The following is a 16,074-nucleotide window of genomic DNA, read 5'->3' as shown; positions in this document are numbered from 1 at the left end:
CGGTGTTCGCCGCAGCGCTAATCCTTTAGTATTTCCCTTTGAGAAACCCAACCCTCCCGGCAGTCGCCGGGGTCTGTTAACAGGAGATTTCCTATGAGTAAAGTGGCTGTGATCCTTGCCGGTTGTGGCGTGTACGATGGCGCGGAGATCAACGAGGCGGTGCTCTCCCTGCTCTGCCTGGAGCAGCAGGGGGCCAGCTACCAGTGCTTCGCGCCGGATCGCGAACAGATGCACGTCATCAATCACCTCTCTGGCGAACCTGCCGAAGGCGAGAGCCGAAACGTGCTGGTAGAAGCCGCACGTATTGCCAGGGGCAATATCAAACCGCTGGCGGAAGCCCGGGTCGAGGATTTCGATGCCCTGTTGGTGCCCGGCGGTTTTGGCGCCGCCAAGAACCTGTGCGACTTCGCGGTGGCGGGGGAAAACATGACCGTGCAGGAGGATTTTCTGCAACTGGCCCGGGGGTTTCACCGGGCGGGCAAGCCTATCGGACTGATCTGCATTGCACCGGTGATGGCTGCCGCCATCTGCGGGGAAGGGACGCGCTGTACGGTAGGCAATGATCCGGATGTGGCCGCGGCCATCAACGCCATGGGTGGCCAGCACCTGGAGTGCCCGGTTACCGAGGCGAGGGTCGATGCCGAGAAAAAAATGGTGACGACGCCTGCCTATATGCTCGCGGGCAGTGTTGCCGAGGCCTATGCCGGCATCGGGGACTGCGTCAAGGAAGTACTGGCACTGGCCTGACCCCTGCGCGTGGCCGACTGGACGGTATATGTTCTCGAGTGTGCAGACGGCACCCTTTACACGGGAGTCGCCAGGGATATGTCGCGGCGCCTGCGTCAGCACAATGGCGAACTTAGCGGCGGCCCCCGGTATACCAGAGGCAGGCGCCCGGTTCGCCTGCTGTGGTCCGAGTCTGCCGCCGACCGCAGTCTGGCCCAGGCAAGGGAAGCGGCCATTAAAAAACTCACCCGCGGGGAAAAACTCACCCTGGCCGGGCAGGACATGCCCGGGATAAGTGGCGGAGGCTGATCTAGCTGTTCGCGGCTTCCAGCGTCTCAATTTCCTCCTGCAACTCCAGCCAGCTTTGCTCCAGGCTGTCGGTGCTGGTTTTGAGTTCGCCTTCCTGCTGCAGCAGCTCGGCGAGCTCGGCCTTGCGCGGCTCGCTGTAGAGGTCGGCATCCGCCAGCCTGGACTGGATTTGAGCGAGTTCTCGCTCCAGTTGCGCCATGTCGCGCTCGGTCTTTTCCAACTGCTTTTTTAGAGGTCGCAGCCGCTCTCGCCGGGCTGCCGCCTGCTGGCGTTTTTCCTTGCGCGAGCTGTCGCTGACGGCAGCGGCCTGATCTGTGGGCTTGTCCGCCCGAAAACTGGACAAAATCCACTTCTCGTAACCCTCCAGGTCCTGCTGGTATTCGTCCACCCGGCCATCGTGCACCAGCAGTAGTTCTTCCACCGTGTTGCGCAGCATGTGGCGGTCGTGGCTGACGAGGATCAGTGCCCCTTCGTAGGCCTGCAGGGCGACCTCCATGGCATGGCGCATCTCCAGGTCCAGGTGGTTGGTGGGTTCGTCCAGCACCAGCAGGTTGGGTTTCTGCCACACCACCATGGCCAGCGCCAGGCGCGCTTTCTCGCCGCCGGAGAAAGGGCCGACGGGACTGGTGGCGGCGTCACCGCGAAAATTGAAGCCCCCGAGGAAATTGAGGATGTCCTGCTCCCGCGCCTGCGGGCTCAGCCGCTGGATGTGCAGGACGGGACTTGCCTCCATGTCCAGTGCTTCCAGCTGTTGTTGATCAAAGTATCCGATGTGGCAGTGTTCACCGGCACTGCTATCGCCCGCCAGCAGCGGCAGCTGTCCCACCAGGGATTTGAGCAGGGTGGATTTGCCGGCGCCGTTGCGACCCAACAAGCCATAGCGGCTGCCGGGGCGCAGTACCAGGTCGACGTCCTGAAGCACCGGTGTATGGCCGTAACCCAGCGTGGCCTGGTCAAGGCGTAACAGCGGGTCGCTGGATTTCTCCGGTGGCAGGAAGGTGAAGTCGAAGGGCGAATCGATGTGCGCGGGAGCGAGGGTCTGCATGCGTTCCAGCTCCTTCAGCCGGCTCTGTGCCTGTTTGGCCTTGGTGGCCTTGTAGCGAAAACGGCGCACAAAGTCGTCGATCTCGGCGATACGCCGCTGCTGCTTTTCGAAACTGGCCTGCTGGTTGGCGAGACGTTCCGCCCGCTGGGCTTCAAACTGGGAGTAGTTGCCCTTGTAGGAAGCAATCTGCTGGCGCTCGATGTGCAGGATGCGTTCGCAGGTGGCATCGATAAAGTCCCGGTCGTGGGAGATCATCAGCAGGGTGCCGGGATATTGCTGCAACCACTGCTGCAGCCAGAGGGTGGCGTCCAGGTCCAGGTGGTTGGTGGGTTCGTCCAGCAGCAGTACATCCGACGGTGTCATCAGGGCGCGGGCCAGGTTGAGGCGGATGCGCCAGCCACCGGAAAAGTCACTGACAGGACGGGCGGCCGCATTGTCGGCAAACCCCAGGCCCTGGAGCAGCAATTCGGCCCGCCGCGGTGCGCTGTAGCCGTCGATTGCCTCCAGTTCGGTGTGCAGGGGGGCAGCTTCCTCGTAGGCCCCGCGAGCTTCCAGTTCAGCCAGCCTGTCCATCAGCCCGGCGAGGTGGTTATCACCCCGCCAGACATAATCAGCCGCAGGCATGTCAGTGGCGTGAACCTCCTGCGCCATGTGTGAAAGGCGCAGGTTATTCATCCCCTGGATGTCGCCGCTGTCGGCACCCAGTTCACCCAGCAGCAGGGCAAACAGGCTGGATTTGCCGCTGCCATTGGCACCGATCAGCGCCAGGTTCTGTCCCGGTTGAATTGTCAGCTGGGCATCCCGGAACAGCAGTTTGCTGCCCCGGCGGAGCTCGATGTCACGTAAAATAATCATGAGGCGGCGAATTTTACGCTGGCGGCGTGGTCATAACCAGCGCTTCCGGACGCCTATCCCGCTGTTGCCTGCTGGGGCTAGTAACCCTGTGAGGCGAATAGTACACTGTTGGCCCACTGCAACTCCCTCCTATCCCATGCTAACGATTGATGGCAGATGCCCGGTCGCTGGCGGCCGTTTTACCGGGAGAGGACGGTAGCAGGTACAAGGGCGTTCTGAATGCCCCCGATAGTTTCTGATAATGGATGAACGTATGAAGAAGTATGCACTGCCGCTTGCCCTGGTTGGCCTGGTCAGCCTGCAAGCCTGTAACCAACAGACTGCCAGCACCGAGAGTGCCTCCGCACCTGCGGCTGAAGTCGCCCTGGAAAATTCTGACCAGCGCCTGAGCTACGGCATTGCCTTTGGCCTTGGCCAGCGCATGGCCCAGGATGGCATGCCCATGGACATTGATGCTTTCACCGCCGGCTTCCGTGACGGGGCCGAGGGTAAAGAAGGCAAGCTGACCCAGGAAGAGATCCAGGCGGAAATGCAGTCCTACCAGGAAAAAATGATGGCCGAGCAACAGGCAGCCCAGGCCGCTCTGGGTGAAGCCAATCTCGCCGCTGCCATCGCCTATCTGGAGGAGAACAAGGCCCGTGAGGGTGTGGTTGTCACCGAGACTGGCCTGCAGTACGAGATTATCGAAGCAGGTGAAGGTCCCAAGCCCGGCCCGGAAGATACCGTGGAAGTGCACTACCGTGGCACCCTGGCTGACGGCACCGAGTTCGATTCCTCCTACAAGCGTGGCGAGACTGTGACCTTCGGGGTTGGCCAGGTGATTCCCGGCTGGACCGAAGCGCTGCAGCTGATGACCGTCGGCTCCAAGTGGAATCTCTACATTCCACCCGAGCTGGGTTACGGTGCTGGCGGAGCAGGCCAGATGATCGGGCCCAATTCTGCGCTGATCTTTGAAGTCGAGCTGGTTTCCATCCCCAGCCAGGCAGAAGAAGCCTCAGACGAGTAAGCCAGGTGGCCGGCGTCAGCCCTGCTGGCGCCGGTGACTGTTGTGGAGGCCGGCAATCAGCTTGTCCTCCAGCAGAAAGCGCGATTCGAGCACTTCTCCCAGGGCCGACAGGTCCCTTTTCAACTTTCCGCCGTCGCAGTTCGCCGAGGTGTATTTTTCCTCGTAGGCGAGGATGACCTCCGTGGTATCCCCGATCGCCGGCATCAGTTTTTCCGCCAGGCTGCTGCTGCCGTCGGCAAAGCTTTCGGCTTCCTCCAGCAGTTCGTGGTAGACCTCGAAGTGCCCGGCCGACACGTAGTCCACCAGCAACTGGCAGAGCAGGCGCTGGCGCTTTTCCAGGGCCTCCTGGTCAAGCAGGCCGTCCATGCCCACCACGATTTCCGTGTACTTGCCCAGAACCTCCCGGCGCTCTTTGAGCCAGCGCGTCAGCAGTTCCTCGACCGCGTTAAATTGTTGCTCGGGGTTCCTGTGGGGCATATCAGCTTTCCTGAGGGTAGGTGCGGAAAGTTTGCCACAGGCAGATCAGCGTTGTAACCGTAAACAGCAGCAGGGTTTGCTCAGGTATGGACAGACCGAGGAATGTCCACTGGGTTTCGGCGCAGTTGCCGTCGCCCATCATCATGATGGAAAACGTCTCGCCCAGGGGCAGGGTTTCCAGCATGTACTGCAGGCTGGGGCCACAGGCCGGCACCTCCTCGGGAGGCAGGTACTGCAACCAGACGTGGCGTGCGGCGACGGCACCGCCGATGGTGGCCGACAGGCCGCACAGTGCGGCGTAGACCCGGTTGCCCCAGCTACGGGGATTGTGGATAACGGCGATCAGGGCGATGACACCCCAGCCGACCACGAATACCCGCTGGGTCATGCACAGGGGGCAGGCCGCCAGGTTCAGGAAGCGCTCGAGGTAAATCATCGCAAAGGCCATGGAGGTAACTGCCAGCAGGAACAGTCCCGCAAAAACCAGGCGAGGGGATAGGGATTGCAGCATTCAGTGTGTTTCCTTGCAGTGGAAGGGGTAAGTTAGGGGCTTTTGGGGCACCGTGCAACGGCCTGGCCTCAATCGCAAGCGGCACGGGCATTTCGATGGCGACCAGGAAGTTTAGTTCAACCTCACCTTGAACCTGGAGCAGAAATCCATCAGCTCCGGATAAAAGTCGAAAAATGATTGTTCGAGCCGCTGGCGGACCGGTTCCAGGTGGTCCCGCGCCTGCAGAAAAGGGTTGCCGCGGCGAAAGCGCTCACCAATGCGGGCGGCGGTTGCGGGTATGGTTTCCCATTCACCGTACCTGCCCAGCAGGTCGTGTTCCCGCATGCGCGCGTACATGCGCAGGGCCGGAGGGCTCAGGAACTGCCTGTTGCGCTCCAGGCTGGCGTATACGGTACGCTTGAAATCGGCCTGTTGCTGGCTGTTGTAGTGGCTCCAGTGACGGCTGAGATAATGGTCGAAGCTGAGATCGATGAGGATCCCCGCGTAGCGACGCAGTCGGGGCGGGAATTCGCGGCGTAGCTCGGCCATCAGCGGGTGCTGGTCAGTGAATGCGTCGATGGCCCGGTGCAGTCTCACACCCTGCTCTATGGGTTCGGGTAACTCGCCGCCCAGGGGACCCTTGAGGTAGTCCCCTTCCAGGGCACCCACCACCAGCCCTTCCTCGGGCCAGGCGAGCTGGAAGTGGGCCAGGTAGTTCAAGGTTGGGGCAGGGTCTCGTACTGGCCATAGAAATTGGCCAGGTACTGCTCGAAGCTGATGTCCTCTTTGGCCTCCAGCTCGCGCTGCGCCTGCAGGGAATCCTGCGTCTGGCGATCGAAGTCGGCGGCGGTTTCCGGGTCCAGGGAACGTTGCCGGAAGTGGTCGGCCCAGCGCCGGCTGTAGGCCATTGCGAGGCGAAAGAATGGCTGGCCCTGCTCACGCATTTCTCGCAGTACCCGCGCGGAGGGGGTCAATTCCGGGTCGGCGACCTTGGCGGCCTGCTCCCGCAGGGATTCGCCGTAGGCGCTGCCACCGTGGGCCGAATCCAGCGCGCTGGCGATATGCTCCAGGTCCGCTATCAGCTCATTGGCCCAGTCAGTCATTGTGCGCGCGCCGCCCTGGCAGCGCAGTTGCAGGCCGGGTTCGCGACCGCGATTGACCACCGCCTCCATGTTGGCAGCCATGCAGTCCTGTTCCTGCTCGTTGCAGGGGGGGCTATCCTCCAGCAGGCAATACAGCAGGAAGGTATCGAGGAAGCGGACTTCCACCGCATCCAGGCCCAGGGGCGAGAACGGGCTGACATCCAGGCAGCGCACCTCAATGTACTCGATGCCTCGCTCGGTGAGGGCGTGCAGGGGCGTCTCTCCTGAGCGGGTGACTCGCTTGGGTCGTATGGGGCTGTAAAACTCGTTTTCGATCTGCAACAGCGAATCATTGAGCTGCTGGTAATTTCCGTCAGCCCCGCTGCTGTAGCGCGCATAGTCGGGATGGGGTTTCATGATGGCGCTGCGCAGTGTCTCCACGTAGTTGGGCAGCGAGTTGTAGCAGATACGAAGCCCCTTCTGGGCATCACTGTTGTAGCCAAGGTCGCCCATACGCAAGGCGGTGCCGTAGGGAAGGTAGAGGCTGTGGCCATCGCCAAAGGGCTGCAGTCCATGATTATCCCGATTGCGCAGGAAACTGCCGCACACTGCAGGAGATGCCCCGAACAGGTAGATGAGCAGCCAGGAGTAGCGGCGGAAGTTGCGGATCAGGCCGAGGTAGCGCGCACTGATGTAATCCTGCAATTCACCTGGCGAGTCCTCGGCGGCCCAGGCCCGCTTCCAGTAGTCCTGCGGCATGGAAAAATTGTAGTGAATGCCGGCGATGGTCTGCATCACCCGGCCGTAGCGATAGCCCAGGCCGTAGCGATAAACAGTTTTCATCCTGGCCACATTGGAGCTGCCATAGCGAGCGACCGGGATGTCCGCGTCGTTGCCCAACTGGCAGGGCATGGAGGTACACCACAACAACTCGTCACCGAGCTGGCTGTAGACGTAGGTATGGATATCCTCCAGTGTGGCCAGGCTTTCTTCAATACGGGTACTGACCGGGGTAATGAACTCCAGCAGCGCCTCCGAATAGTCGGTGGTGATTGAGCCATGGGTCAGCGCCGACCCGAGGCCCGCGGGGTGCGGGGTCTGCGCCAGGAAGCCCTCGGGAGTGATGCGCAGGCTCTCTTTTTCGATTCCGCGGCCGATGTCCCGTAACAGCTGCTGTTGATCGGAGCCGACCAGCGTCTCCAGTTGTTGTAACAGGTTGGAAGGCAAGTAGCGCTCCTTGTTTGATGACGGAAAGAGAGGGCGTACGATCACCCGGACCCCGGGCGCCGGCTCAAGTTTAGCCGCCCATTACCTGCGAGTACAGAAATGCCCGGTGGCGATCAGTACTCAGCCGGTTGCCAGTTACCCGGCACTTGGGCGGTGATGACGGCCCGCCGGGGCGCCGGGTAGCCCTCGACGGTCCTGGCTGGATCCTCCGGGTCGAGGAAATTGGCCAGCGAGTGAAAGGTCATCCACTCGGTGGCCCGCTGTTCGTCGCTGGTGGTGGCGGCCACATCCAGTACCTGCGGCTGCTGGAAGCCGGTTTTACGCAGCCAGCCCAGCAGGGTGTCGCAGCTGGGCAGGAACCAGACGTTGCCCATGCGCGCGTAGCGGCCCTCGGGTACCAGGGTTGCGCCCGCTTCGCCCTCGATCACCAGGGTTTCCAGCACCAGTTGTCCCCCGGGACGCAGACAGTCACGCAGTTCCAGCAGATGGTCCATGGGCGAACGCCGGTGGTAGAGCACACCCATGGAGAAAACCGTGTCGAAGGCGCGCAGCCTGGCCGGTACCTGCTCTATACCGACGGGAATAACCCAGGCTTGCGGCGCCTGCAGGTACTTCTGCAAAGCCCAGAACTGGACCACGAACAGGGGTGTGGGGTCGATTCCTATGACTTCCGCAGCTCCCTCGCCGAGCATGCGCCAGCAGTGGTAGCCGCTGCCGCAGCCCACATCCAGCACCCGCCGGCCGGTCAGCGCTGCAATACCATTGCGCACCCGTTCCCACTTCCAGTCCGAACGCCACTCGGTATCGATGTGCACGCCGAACAACTCAAAGGGGCCCTTGCGCCACGGGTGCAGGCCCATCAGGGTCTGCTTCAGGTCAGCCTGCGCCTGCGCCGGAAGTGGTGAATTGCAGTCGGCGCCGACGCGGGCACTGTCGAGGTTCCGGGTGTCGGGTTCGATGTCGGGCAGGGCATCGAGAACCTCCAGCCAGCGGGCCAGGTCACCGTAGCGCTGATGGGAAAGGCCCTGCGCCAGTTGCTGTGGCAGCAACTGTGCCCAGCGATCCATTTCAGTGTCGCGCCAGCGATCGATCAGCGGCTGGTAATCCATTATTTCAGCGCGACCAGTGAGGCGAAGTTGAAGCACTGGAACCAGACGTCACAGGAGCTGAATTCCGCCTCGGCAATGCGCCGCTTGTGGGTGGCCAGGGTTTCCGGGCGCAATACGTTCTCGATCGCAGCGCGCTTGCGGGCAATTTCCAGTTCACTGTAGCCGTTGGCACGTTTGAACTCGTGGTGCAGGTCTATATTGAGCTCATCCAGGTGCGGATCCTCAAAGGTGAGTTTCTCCGACAGCACCATAACGCCGCCGGGACGCAATCCCGCGTAGATGCGCTGGATCACCTCGTCGCGAATAGCCAGCGGGATAAACTGCAGGGTGAAATTAAGCACCACTACGGAGGCATCCTCGATGACGACGTTTTCAAGATTGGCGCACAGCAGGTCCACCGGCGTCTCGTGGGTGTCCGTGTCGATGATGTTGCGGCAGCGTTCCAGCATGGCCTGGGAGTTGTCCACGCCGACAATGCGGCAATCTTCGCTGCGCAGGTTCTGGCGCATCGCCAGGGTGGAGGCCCCCAGGGAGCAGCCCAGGTCATACAGCCTGCTGCCGGGGCTGGCGTAGCGCTGGGCGATCAAGCCGGTCATGGCAACAATGGTGGTGTAGCCCGGTACCGAGCGCTTGATCATGTCCGGAAACACCCGGGCAACGTTTTCATCAAATGTGAACAGCCCGGCCTCGCGCAATGGATCGGCGTAGATGGTGTCCTTGTTCTCGCTCATTTGGTCAGACTCGATACCCGGAGGGGCGGGATTCTAGCATGAATTATTGAACCAATCGGTGCTCACCCCCCTGTTCCCGGGCCGCCATAGCCCTCACAATGGGGATATAACGATAGCGCCCGCAGGTGAACACAATGACCACTGCCGCCACCCGGTTTGTCGCCGACCTCCGTCCTCCCAGGCTGCGTCACAGCATCAGCGAACTGGGGCGGGTAGCCCTGGAAGCGGGGGCCTCCGCGCTGTGCAAGGGAATATTCAAAACCCTGCCGGATGGCGATGGCCACACGGTGATGACTATCCCCGGCTTTATGGGCGCCGATGGTTCCACGGGCATGTTGCGCCAGTTTCTCAAAGACCGGGGTTACCGGGCAATTCCCTGGGGGCTGGGCCGCAATGCCAGTGAAGCCAGGGCGAGTACCATGGACGAATTCATGGCCCACCGGGCGCGGGTCGAAGACAAAATCGCCGCGCGCATCGAGCACGAGTTTATTGCTACGGGTCGCAAACTGACCCTGATTGGCTGGAGCCTGGGCGGCCTGTATGCGGTTGCCCTGGCCCATCGCTACCCGCAATGGATTCGCCAGGTTGTCACCCTCGGTACGCCCTTTGGCGACCCGCGGGGCACGGCTCTTTACAGCGTGATGGCGCGCGTAAACCAGCGTACGCCTGAGTCCGAGTCGGAAGAAGCGCTGCGCCACTGGGTCGACTACACCTATAGCGGCGGTGAGCTGCGAGTGCCGATCCTGACGCTGTACAGCGAGTCGGACGGTATAGTCGGAAAAGGCATTGCGCGCTGCGAGGCAGAACCTCGCTACGTGACCAATATGGCGGTAATGGCCAGCCACGTGGGCTTTCCGTTCAATCCCCTGGTGTTTGCGGTCATCGCCAACCACCTGGTTTCCCCCGACCGGCGCTGGCGTATATGCCAGAGCCAGCGCATCGGCTCGTTGGTCAGGGTAGATAGCTGATCGGCTTGCTGCGGGCGCAGCTCGGCATCGGGGTGTCCCCGCAAATAACGGGTTCTACCGCTTAATTCGCGCTGCGAACCAGGAAGGAATCCTCGGCGCCAAACTGGCGGGGAACCGGTACGCGCTGATCGAAGCGGGCGAAGCGGTTGCCGGTAGCTGCGTCAGAGTCCTGTGAACTGTGGCGGGCAAACTTGATGCTGGAGAGAAACTCCACCAGGCTTACCTTGCCTTCATCCATCCTTTTCATTTTCTCTTGCCTGTAAACAGACTTCCACACTTTCAGTCTAGGACGGCCGATAGGCGATTGGGCGTAAAAAATGCCGCAAAATTGTGTGAAAAATGACCTGTGAGGCTATAATGCCCGGCCTTCGCAGACCAGGACCAGCAACTCCATGATGCCCGCAAACTACCCCCGGCAACCCGCCCACCTGTGGGAGCACTTCTACCGCTTCACCCAGATACCCCGCCCCTCCAGGCAGGAAGCTGCGGTGCGTCAGTACGTGATCGACCTGGCGGAAAAGGCAGGGCATCAGCACGCGCTGGATGAGGCGGGCAACCTGGTGATTTATATACCAGCGAGCCCCGGCAGGGAGGACAGCCCCACTGTCATCATCCAGAACCACCTGGATATGGTGACCGTGAAAACCGCGGACCGCGAGCACGATTTTGAAACCGATCCGCTTTCGCTGCAGGTGGAGGATGGCTGGTTGAGCGCTGACCGCACTACTCTCGGCGCTGATAACGGGCTCGGTTGTGCCGCCGCCATCGCAGTAATGACCGACCCGGAGGTCAGTCACCCCGCGCTGGAGTTGTTGTTCACCGTGGATGAGGAAACCGGCCTGGGCGGGGCCTTGAATTTTGACCCATCCCTGCTCAGCGGCACCCTGATGCTCAACCTGGACACCGAGGACTGGAACGAACTCTACATCGGCTGCGCCGGTGGTGCCGGCTGGCATTTTGCCCGCAGTTTTTCCCAGGAAGCGGTTGCGGCCACGGCCGAGTGTTGGCAGCTTACCCTGCGCGGGCTGGCAGGCGGCCACTCCGGCGTGCAGATACATGAGCAACTGGCCAACGCCGGCAAATTGCTTGCCGAGGCGCTGCGCGGGGTGCCCGGCCTGCGCCTGGCCAGCATCGAGGTGGGTATCGCCCACAATGTGATCCCCCGGGAGGGCACGGTCAGCTTCTGCTGTGAGCCGGGCTCCGAGGCGCGGATTCGCGAACACCTGGACAAGGTGCGCCAGCAGTGGCTGGCCTACCTGCCGCCAGCAGACCACGGTGTGGAGCTGGCGCTCTGTCCGGCGCAACTGGCCGCCGCCCTGGACCCGGTGGATTCCCTGCGCCTGCTTGATCTCATTTCACTTTTTCCCCACGGTGCCCAGGCCTACAGCCTCGAGCAGCCGGCGGACCTGGTGGACCTGAGTATTAACCTGGCGGTTGTGCGCCTGCAGCAGGGCGAGCTTTTCATTGAGTCCAGCTATCGTTTTTTCAATCCGGACCAGTCGCTACCCCTGCAGAACTCGGTGCTGGCGCTGGCCCGCGCCTTTGACCTGGAGGTTGAAGTCGACGTGGGCTACCCGGGCTGGCAGCCGGATTTCAGCAGTCCCCTGCTGGAGCAAGGTTGTGAACTGCACCAGCGGATGTTTGGCGAACGACCGGCCATCAAGGCCATCCACGCGGGCCTGGAGTGCGGTATTCTCAAGAGCAAGAAGCCCGATGTGGACATACTGTCTTTCGGTCCCACCATCCGCGGCGCACATTCACCCAGCGAGCGCCTGCGAATCGACACCGTCGAACCTTTTTGGCAGTTTCTGAAACAACTGCTGGCTGAACTATAAACAGAGGACAAAATGATGCTGGAACAACTTGAGCGCCTGCCCGCAGACCCCATTCTGGGTCTTGCCGCCGCCGCCCGCGCCGATGACAACCCGGACAAGGTTGACCTGACGCTCGGCATTTACATGAATGAAGAGGGCGTTTGCCCGGTCTTCAGGGCGGTGACCGAGGCACAGGCCGCGCTGGCCGCCGAGGAAGTCAGCAAGGCCTACCTCCCGCCGGAGGGCGTGGCCGGATTCAATACGGGCATGCAGGAGCTGGTGCTCAGTGCCGACCATCCGGCGCTGGTGGACGGCCGGGTCAGCAGTGTCCAGGCTCCGGGTGGCTGTGGCGGCCTGCGCATTGGCGCCGAGATTATTCACGCCGCCTCCCCGGGCGCGCGGGTGTGGGTCAGCGATCCCACCTGGCCTGTGCACCTGCCATTGCTGGGCAGTGTCGGCCTGAGCTTCGAAACCTACCGATACTATGAGCCGGCCAGTCACGGGGTCAACTTTGACGGTATGGTGGAAGATCTCCGTCAGGCCCGGTCGGGTGACGTGGTGCTGCTCCACGGTTGTTGCCACAACCCCTGCGGCGCCGACCTGTCGCTGGCCCAGTGGCAGGTGATCGCCGAAATGGCCGAGGCCCAGGGGTTCATGCCTTTTGTGGATATCGCCTACCAGGGCCTGGGTGACGGCCTGGAACAGGACGCTGCCGGCCTGCGCCTGCTCGCCGCGCGTTTACCGGAAATGATCGTCGCCGCCTCCTGCTCCAAGAACATGGGGCTGTACCGCGAGCGCACCGGCGCCACCATTTTTATCGGCAGGACCCGGGACAACGCCGAAGCCCTGGTAAGCCAGGCACTGGTTGCCGCCCGCAGGGTGTATTCCATGCCGCCGGCTCACGGTGCGCTCATCGCCGGGCGTATCCTCGGAGATGCCGCCCTGGGAGAAAGCTGGCGCAGCGAACTGGTGGACATGTGTGGCCGGATCAACGGCCTGCGAACGTCCCTGCGGGAAAAACTGGAAGCGGCCAGCGGCCGCGACTTCGCCTTTATCGAAAAAGAGAAGGGAATGTTTTCTTTCCTCGGACTGAGCGCCGAGCAGGCGATCCGCCTGCGGGAAGAGCACTCGGTTTACATGCTGAATTCGTCTCGCATTAACGTGGCGGGGGTGAATGCGCGCAATATTGATTACCTGGCGAGCGCGGTGGCCAAGGTGTTGTAACTGATACCCGCCTGTCCGTTGTTCGTTGTTCTCAGCCTTCAGGCGATAGCTATTGGCCCGTGCCCCTACCCGTCATCCCCGCGCAGGCGGCGGTCCGGTGTCCCGGGATCCAGCGTCTTGTCCGGATAAACAAACAAATTTTAGCGACGAAATTGTAATTTGCACCTGGATCCTCGCCTGCCCCCGGGCATCCTCTCTTGCGCTCTGGGTGTCCCTGTTGAGGTGTAAGTGGGCCTCGCACCGATTGCTTGTCAGCTTGCTCGATATTCACAGCAGATCGTGATGCCTGAATAGTCTCGAGACTATAATGTCGACACATTCCCCTCAAGATAGTGTCATGACCCATCCCCGCCCCGTACTGATTCTCCAGCTGCGTCCCGAAAGGGATATTGCCGACAGCGAGTTTGACTGCTTCCTGAAGTATGGTGGGTTGCAGGCTGCGCACACCCACCGACTGCGGATCGAACAGACCGGTATCCCTGCTTTCCTGAATCTCGATGACTACAGCGCGATTATCGTTGGCGGCAGCCCGTTCGACATCAGCACGCCGGAACAGGGCAAATCCCCACAACAGAAAAAGGTAGAGGCCGGTTTTACCCGCCTCCTGCAACAGGTGGTAGAGCGCGATTTTCCGTTTCTCGGCGCCTGCTCGGGCAACGGCCTGCTGGGAAACCACCTGGGTGCAACCATCTCCCAACGGTATGGCGAGCCCGTCGGCTGCGTTTCACTGACTATCACGGCAGCCGGCAGGGAGGACAAACTGCTGCACGGCTTGCCGCCGCGAATCGACGCGTTGCTGGGTCACAAGGAGGCCTGTGATACGACGCCGGAGGGCGCCGTCCTGCTAGTGACCGGTGACGTCTGTCCGGTCCAGATGTTCCGGGTGAAAGACAATATTTATGCCACGCAATTCCATCCTGAAGCCGATGCCGACGAGTTTGTCCTGCGCATCAATGCCTATAAAAATCACGGTTACTTCGATCCGGTGGAAGCCGAAAGCCTCAAGCGCGAGGTCCGCAGAAGCTCCACACCTCACTCCCGGGAAATACTCAGGCGATTCGTCGCCCACTATTGCAGCTAGCCTTATCCCTCCAGCTCTGTCCACCGCTCCAGGGCCAGTTCCAGCGCTTCCTCGATCCTGGTGGCCTCCGCCAGCACCTCTTGCACCACCGTGTGCTCCTGCTGGTAAAACTCCGGGTCGGCCATTTTCTCCTCCAGTGCCGCCTGCTGTGATTCCAGTGACTCTATCCGCTCGGGCAGGGCGTCGAGTTCCCGCTGCTCCTTGTAGGACAGCTTGCGTTTTCGCTCCGTGGGCTTGCTGGCTGTCTCCGTCATTTCTGCCGGCAGTGCCGCCGCCTTTGGCCCATCAGCCGCAGCTTCCTCCAGTCGGCCGCCGCGGGCTTCCCAGTCACTGTAGCCACCCGCCTGTTCCTCGACCTCCCCATTGCCCTTGAGCACCAGCAGGCTGGTCACCACGTTGTCCATGAACTCGCGGTCGTGGGAGACCAGCAGTACGGTGCCTTCGAAATTCAGCAGAATCTCTTCCAGCAGTTCCAGGGTCTCGATGTCGAGGTCGTTGGTGGGTTCGTCCAGCACCAGCATGTTAGCGGGTTTACTGAACAGGCGGGCCAGTATGGCGCGGTTCTGCTCGCCGCCGGAGAGGGCCTTGACCGGGGTCCTCACCCGTTCGGGGCTGAACAGGAAGTCACCGAGGTAGGAGATGGCGTGACGGCGCTTGCCATTGATTTCAATAAAGTCCTGGCCGCCGCACACGTTGTCGATCAGGTTTTTTTCCGGGTCCAGGTGGTCCCGGAGCTGGTCCGAGTAGGCGATCTCGAGTTTGCTGCCCAGCTTGACCGAGCCGGCATCGGGCGTCAGTTCGCCCAGCAGTATTTTTACCAGGGTGGATTTGCCGGCGCCGTTGGGACCGACAATGCCAATACGATCGCCACGCTGGATGATGGTACTGAAATTGCGCAGGATCACCTTGTCATCAAAGGCGTGGTTGACACCTTGCAGCTCGGCCACGATCTTGCCTGAACGGGACGCCTCTTCCACATTGAAATCAGCCTTGCCCTGGCGTTCGCGCCGCTGGCTGCGTGCATCGCGCATTGCCTTGAGCGCACGGACCCGGCCCTCATTGCGGGTACGACGGGCCTTGATGCCCTGGCGAATCCAGACTTCTTCCTGGGCCAGCTTTTTGTCGAAGAGCTCATTGGCCCTTTCCTCTGCCGCCAACTCCTGCTCGCGGTGGCGCAGGAAGCCCCGGTAATCACCGCGCCACAGGCTCAGGTGGCCGCGGTCCAGTTCGGCAATGCAGTTGACCACGTTTTGCAGGAAGCGTCGGTCGTGGGTGATAAGGATCAGGCTGCCGCGATAATTGCGCAGTTGCTCTTCCAGCCAGGCAATTGCGGGGATGTCCAGGTGATTGGTGGGCTCGTCCAACAGCAGGATATCGGGTTCGCTGACCAGGGCGCGCGCCAGGGCCACCCGCCGTCGCCAGCCACCGGATAGTTCCTGCATGCTGGCGTCGGCAGGCAGTTGCAGCTGGCTGAGGGTGGTCTCGACCTTTTGTTGCAGGTTCCAGCCGTCCACCGCTTCCAGCTTGTGCTGCACCCTGGCCAGGGCGTCCATGTCGTCAGCCTGGATCAGGTGATGATACTGGGCCAACAGCTCACCCGCTTCCTCGAGGCCTCCGGCCACCACATCGTAGACCGAGAGTTCATCGGCCTGGGGCAGGGTTTGCTGCAGCCGCGCCAGTTTGGTGCCGGGGCGTATCCAGCGCTCGCCGCTGTCCAGGGCCTGCTCCCCCGCCAGTATTTTCAACAGGGTGGTCTTGCCGGCGCCGTTGCGGCCCAGCAGGCCCAGCTTGTCACCGCGGGTAATGCTCAGCTCCACCTCGTCCAGCAGGATCTGGGTTCCGTAGTGAAGGCTGGCCTTGTCGAGTTTAAGCAATGGCATGGGTAGATCGCGGGCGTGGGTTCAAAGGGAGGCGAATTCTACGCCAGATG

General features: G+C 61.7%; 16 protein-coding genes. 7 read left to right on the top strand and 9 right to left on the bottom strand.

Going from position 1 to position 16,074, the window contains the following annotated elements:
* Positions 1 to 93 precede the first annotated feature (93 nt).
* Both elbB and E2F43_RS03315 read left to right on the top strand, forming a co-directional pair.
* On the top strand, positions 94 to 747 hold the full coding sequence (elbB, locus tag E2F43_RS03320; RefSeq protein ID WP_133209520.1) for an isoprenoid biosynthesis glyoxalase ElbB: 654 nt from the start codon (positions 94 to 96) through the stop codon (positions 745 to 747).
* A 9-nt stretch (positions 748 to 756) separates the two neighbouring features.
* Positions 757 to 1,035, top strand: a complete 279-nt coding sequence (locus E2F43_RS03315) for a GIY-YIG nuclease family protein (protein WP_338054578.1) — start codon at positions 757 to 759, stop codon at positions 1,033 to 1,035.
* A 1-nt stretch (position 1,036) separates the two neighbouring features.
* Here the strand turns inward: E2F43_RS03315 and E2F43_RS03310 are convergent, their stop codons facing one another.
* Positions 1,037 to 2,935: an ABC-F family ATP-binding cassette domain-containing protein gene (locus E2F43_RS03310; RefSeq protein ID WP_133209516.1), complete on the bottom strand. Its 1,899-nt coding sequence runs from the start codon at positions 2,933 to 2,935 to the stop codon at positions 1,037 to 1,039.
* 253 nt (positions 2,936 to 3,188) lie between these two features.
* Between E2F43_RS03310 and E2F43_RS03305 the strand changes: the two genes are divergently transcribed.
* Entirely contained in the window at positions 3,189 to 3,941 is a 753-nt protein-coding gene (locus E2F43_RS03305) for a BamJ family beta-barrel-assembly machinery protein (protein WP_238946725.1), read from the top strand.
* 15 nt (positions 3,942 to 3,956) lie between these two features.
* On the opposite strand, the gene E2F43_RS03300 is transcribed toward E2F43_RS03305, so the two are convergent.
* The 6 genes from E2F43_RS03300 to cmoA form a co-directional block, all read right to left on the bottom strand.
* Complete coding sequence (locus E2F43_RS03300; RefSeq protein WP_133209512.1) at positions 3,957 to 4,418, bottom strand: sigma D regulator; 462 nt, start codon at positions 4,416 to 4,418, stop codon at positions 3,957 to 3,959.
* Position 4,419: 1 nt separating this feature from the next.
* On the bottom strand, positions 4,420 to 4,929 hold the full coding sequence (locus E2F43_RS03295; protein WP_133209510.1) for a disulfide bond formation protein B: 510 nt from the start codon (positions 4,927 to 4,929) through the stop codon (positions 4,420 to 4,422).
* A 111-nt stretch (positions 4,930 to 5,040) separates the two neighbouring features.
* Positions 5,041 to 5,628, bottom strand: coding sequence for an acyl carrier protein phosphodiesterase (locus tag E2F43_RS03290; protein WP_133209508.1), 588 nt, complete (start codon positions 5,626 to 5,628; stop codon positions 5,041 to 5,043).
* Positions 5,625 to 7,217, bottom strand: coding sequence for a glutamate--cysteine ligase (gene gshA, locus E2F43_RS03285; RefSeq protein WP_238946724.1), 1,593 nt, complete (start codon positions 7,215 to 7,217; stop codon positions 5,625 to 5,627). Before gshA ends, E2F43_RS03290 begins: the two co-directional genes overlap by 4 nt.
* 113 nt (positions 7,218 to 7,330) lie before the next feature.
* Entirely contained in the window at positions 7,331 to 8,326 is a 996-nt protein-coding gene (gene cmoB / locus E2F43_RS03280; protein WP_133209506.1) for a tRNA 5-methoxyuridine(34)/uridine 5-oxyacetic acid(34) synthase CmoB, read from the bottom strand.
* The gene (cmoA, locus tag E2F43_RS03275; protein ID WP_133209504.1) at positions 8,326 to 9,057 is read right to left on the bottom strand and encodes a carboxy-S-adenosyl-L-methionine synthase CmoA; all 732 of its coding nucleotides are present in this window, start codon (positions 9,055 to 9,057) and stop codon (positions 8,326 to 8,328) included. Before cmoA ends, cmoB begins: the two co-directional genes overlap by 1 nt.
* A gap of 134 nt (positions 9,058 to 9,191) precedes the next feature.
* Between cmoA and E2F43_RS03270 the strand changes: the two genes are divergently transcribed.
* On the top strand, positions 9,192 to 10,025 hold the full coding sequence (locus E2F43_RS03270) for an esterase/lipase family protein (RefSeq protein ID WP_133209502.1): 834 nt from the start codon (positions 9,192 to 9,194) through the stop codon (positions 10,023 to 10,025).
* A gap of 61 nt (positions 10,026 to 10,086) precedes the next feature.
* Here E2F43_RS03270 and E2F43_RS03265 read toward each other — a convergent pair whose 3' ends face one another.
* On the bottom strand, positions 10,087 to 10,272 hold the full coding sequence (locus E2F43_RS03265) for a hypothetical protein (RefSeq protein WP_133209500.1): 186 nt from the start codon (positions 10,270 to 10,272) through the stop codon (positions 10,087 to 10,089).
* A 145-nt stretch (positions 10,273 to 10,417) separates the two neighbouring features.
* Between E2F43_RS03265 and pepD the strand changes: the two genes are divergently transcribed.
* The 3 genes from pepD to E2F43_RS03250 all read left to right on the top strand — a co-directional run bounded on the left by pepD (position 10,418) and on the right by E2F43_RS03250 (position 14,144).
* The gene (gene pepD / locus E2F43_RS03260) at positions 10,418 to 11,860 is read left to right on the top strand and encodes a beta-Ala-His dipeptidase (RefSeq protein WP_133209498.1); all 1,443 of its coding nucleotides are present in this window, start codon (positions 10,418 to 10,420) and stop codon (positions 11,858 to 11,860) included.
* A 15-nt stretch (positions 11,861 to 11,875) separates the two neighbouring features.
* A complete protein-coding gene (locus E2F43_RS03255) occupies positions 11,876 to 13,063 on the top strand; it encodes an amino acid aminotransferase (protein WP_133209496.1) in 1,188 nt (395 codons plus the stop codon).
* A 337-nt stretch (positions 13,064 to 13,400) separates the two neighbouring features.
* Entirely contained in the window at positions 13,401 to 14,144 is a 744-nt protein-coding gene (locus E2F43_RS03250) for a glutamine amidotransferase (RefSeq protein WP_133209494.1), read from the top strand.
* 2 nt (positions 14,145 to 14,146) lie between these two features.
* Here E2F43_RS03250 and E2F43_RS03245 read toward each other — a convergent pair whose 3' ends face one another.
* Positions 14,147 to 16,024 carry an ATP-binding cassette domain-containing protein gene (locus E2F43_RS03245; RefSeq protein WP_133209492.1) on the bottom strand — a complete coding sequence of 626 codons (1,878 nt, stop codon included), beginning with the start codon at positions 16,022 to 16,024 and terminating at the stop codon, positions 14,147 to 14,149.
* Positions 16,025 to 16,074: the final 50 nt, after the last annotated feature.

The sequence above is a fragment of the Seongchinamella unica genome (assembly GCF_004354085.1).
Lineage (GTDB): Bacteria > Pseudomonadota > Gammaproteobacteria > Pseudomonadales > Halieaceae > Halioglobus > Halioglobus unicus.
Note: the sequence above shows the minus strand (reverse complement) of the source record. Positions and strands in the feature narration are given on the sequence as shown.

Excerpts from the sequence above, each read along its gene's own strand:
- pepD (WP_133209498.1), top strand. The coding sequence starts at position 10,418 with ATGATGCCCGCAAACTACCCCCGGCAACCCGCCCACCTGTGGGAGCAC.
- E2F43_RS03300 (WP_133209512.1), bottom strand. The coding sequence starts at position 4,418 with ATGCCCCACAGGAACCCCGAGCAACAATTTAACGCGGTCGAGGAACTG.
- cmoB (WP_133209506.1), bottom strand. The coding sequence starts at position 8,326 with ATGGATTACCAGCCGCTGATCGATCGCTGGCGCGACACTGAAATGGAT.
- E2F43_RS03265 (WP_133209500.1), bottom strand. The coding sequence starts at position 10,272 with ATGAAAAGGATGGATGAAGGCAAGGTAAGCCTGGTGGAGTTTCTCTCC.
- E2F43_RS03250 (WP_133209494.1), top strand. The coding sequence starts at position 13,401 with ATGACCCATCCCCGCCCCGTACTGATTCTCCAGCTGCGTCCCGAAAGG.
- E2F43_RS03245 (WP_133209492.1), bottom strand. The coding sequence starts at position 16,024 with ATGCCATTGCTTAAACTCGACAAGGCCAGCCTTCACTACGGAACCCAG.
- E2F43_RS03310 (WP_133209516.1), bottom strand. The coding sequence starts at position 2,935 with ATGATTATTTTACGTGACATCGAGCTCCGCCGGGGCAGCAAACTGCTG.
- E2F43_RS03305 (WP_238946725.1), top strand. The coding sequence starts at position 3,189 with ATGAAGAAGTATGCACTGCCGCTTGCCCTGGTTGGCCTGGTCAGCCTG.
- E2F43_RS03295 (WP_133209510.1), bottom strand. The coding sequence starts at position 4,929 with ATGCTGCAATCCCTATCCCCTCGCCTGGTTTTTGCGGGACTGTTCCTG.
- E2F43_RS03270 (WP_133209502.1), top strand. The coding sequence starts at position 9,192 with ATGACCACTGCCGCCACCCGGTTTGTCGCCGACCTCCGTCCTCCCAGG.
- E2F43_RS03255 (WP_133209496.1), top strand. The coding sequence starts at position 11,876 with ATGCTGGAACAACTTGAGCGCCTGCCCGCAGACCCCATTCTGGGTCTT.
- cmoA (WP_133209504.1), bottom strand. The coding sequence starts at position 9,057 with ATGAGCGAGAACAAGGACACCATCTACGCCGATCCATTGCGCGAGGCC.
- elbB (WP_133209520.1), top strand. The coding sequence starts at position 94 with ATGAGTAAAGTGGCTGTGATCCTTGCCGGTTGTGGCGTGTACGATGGC.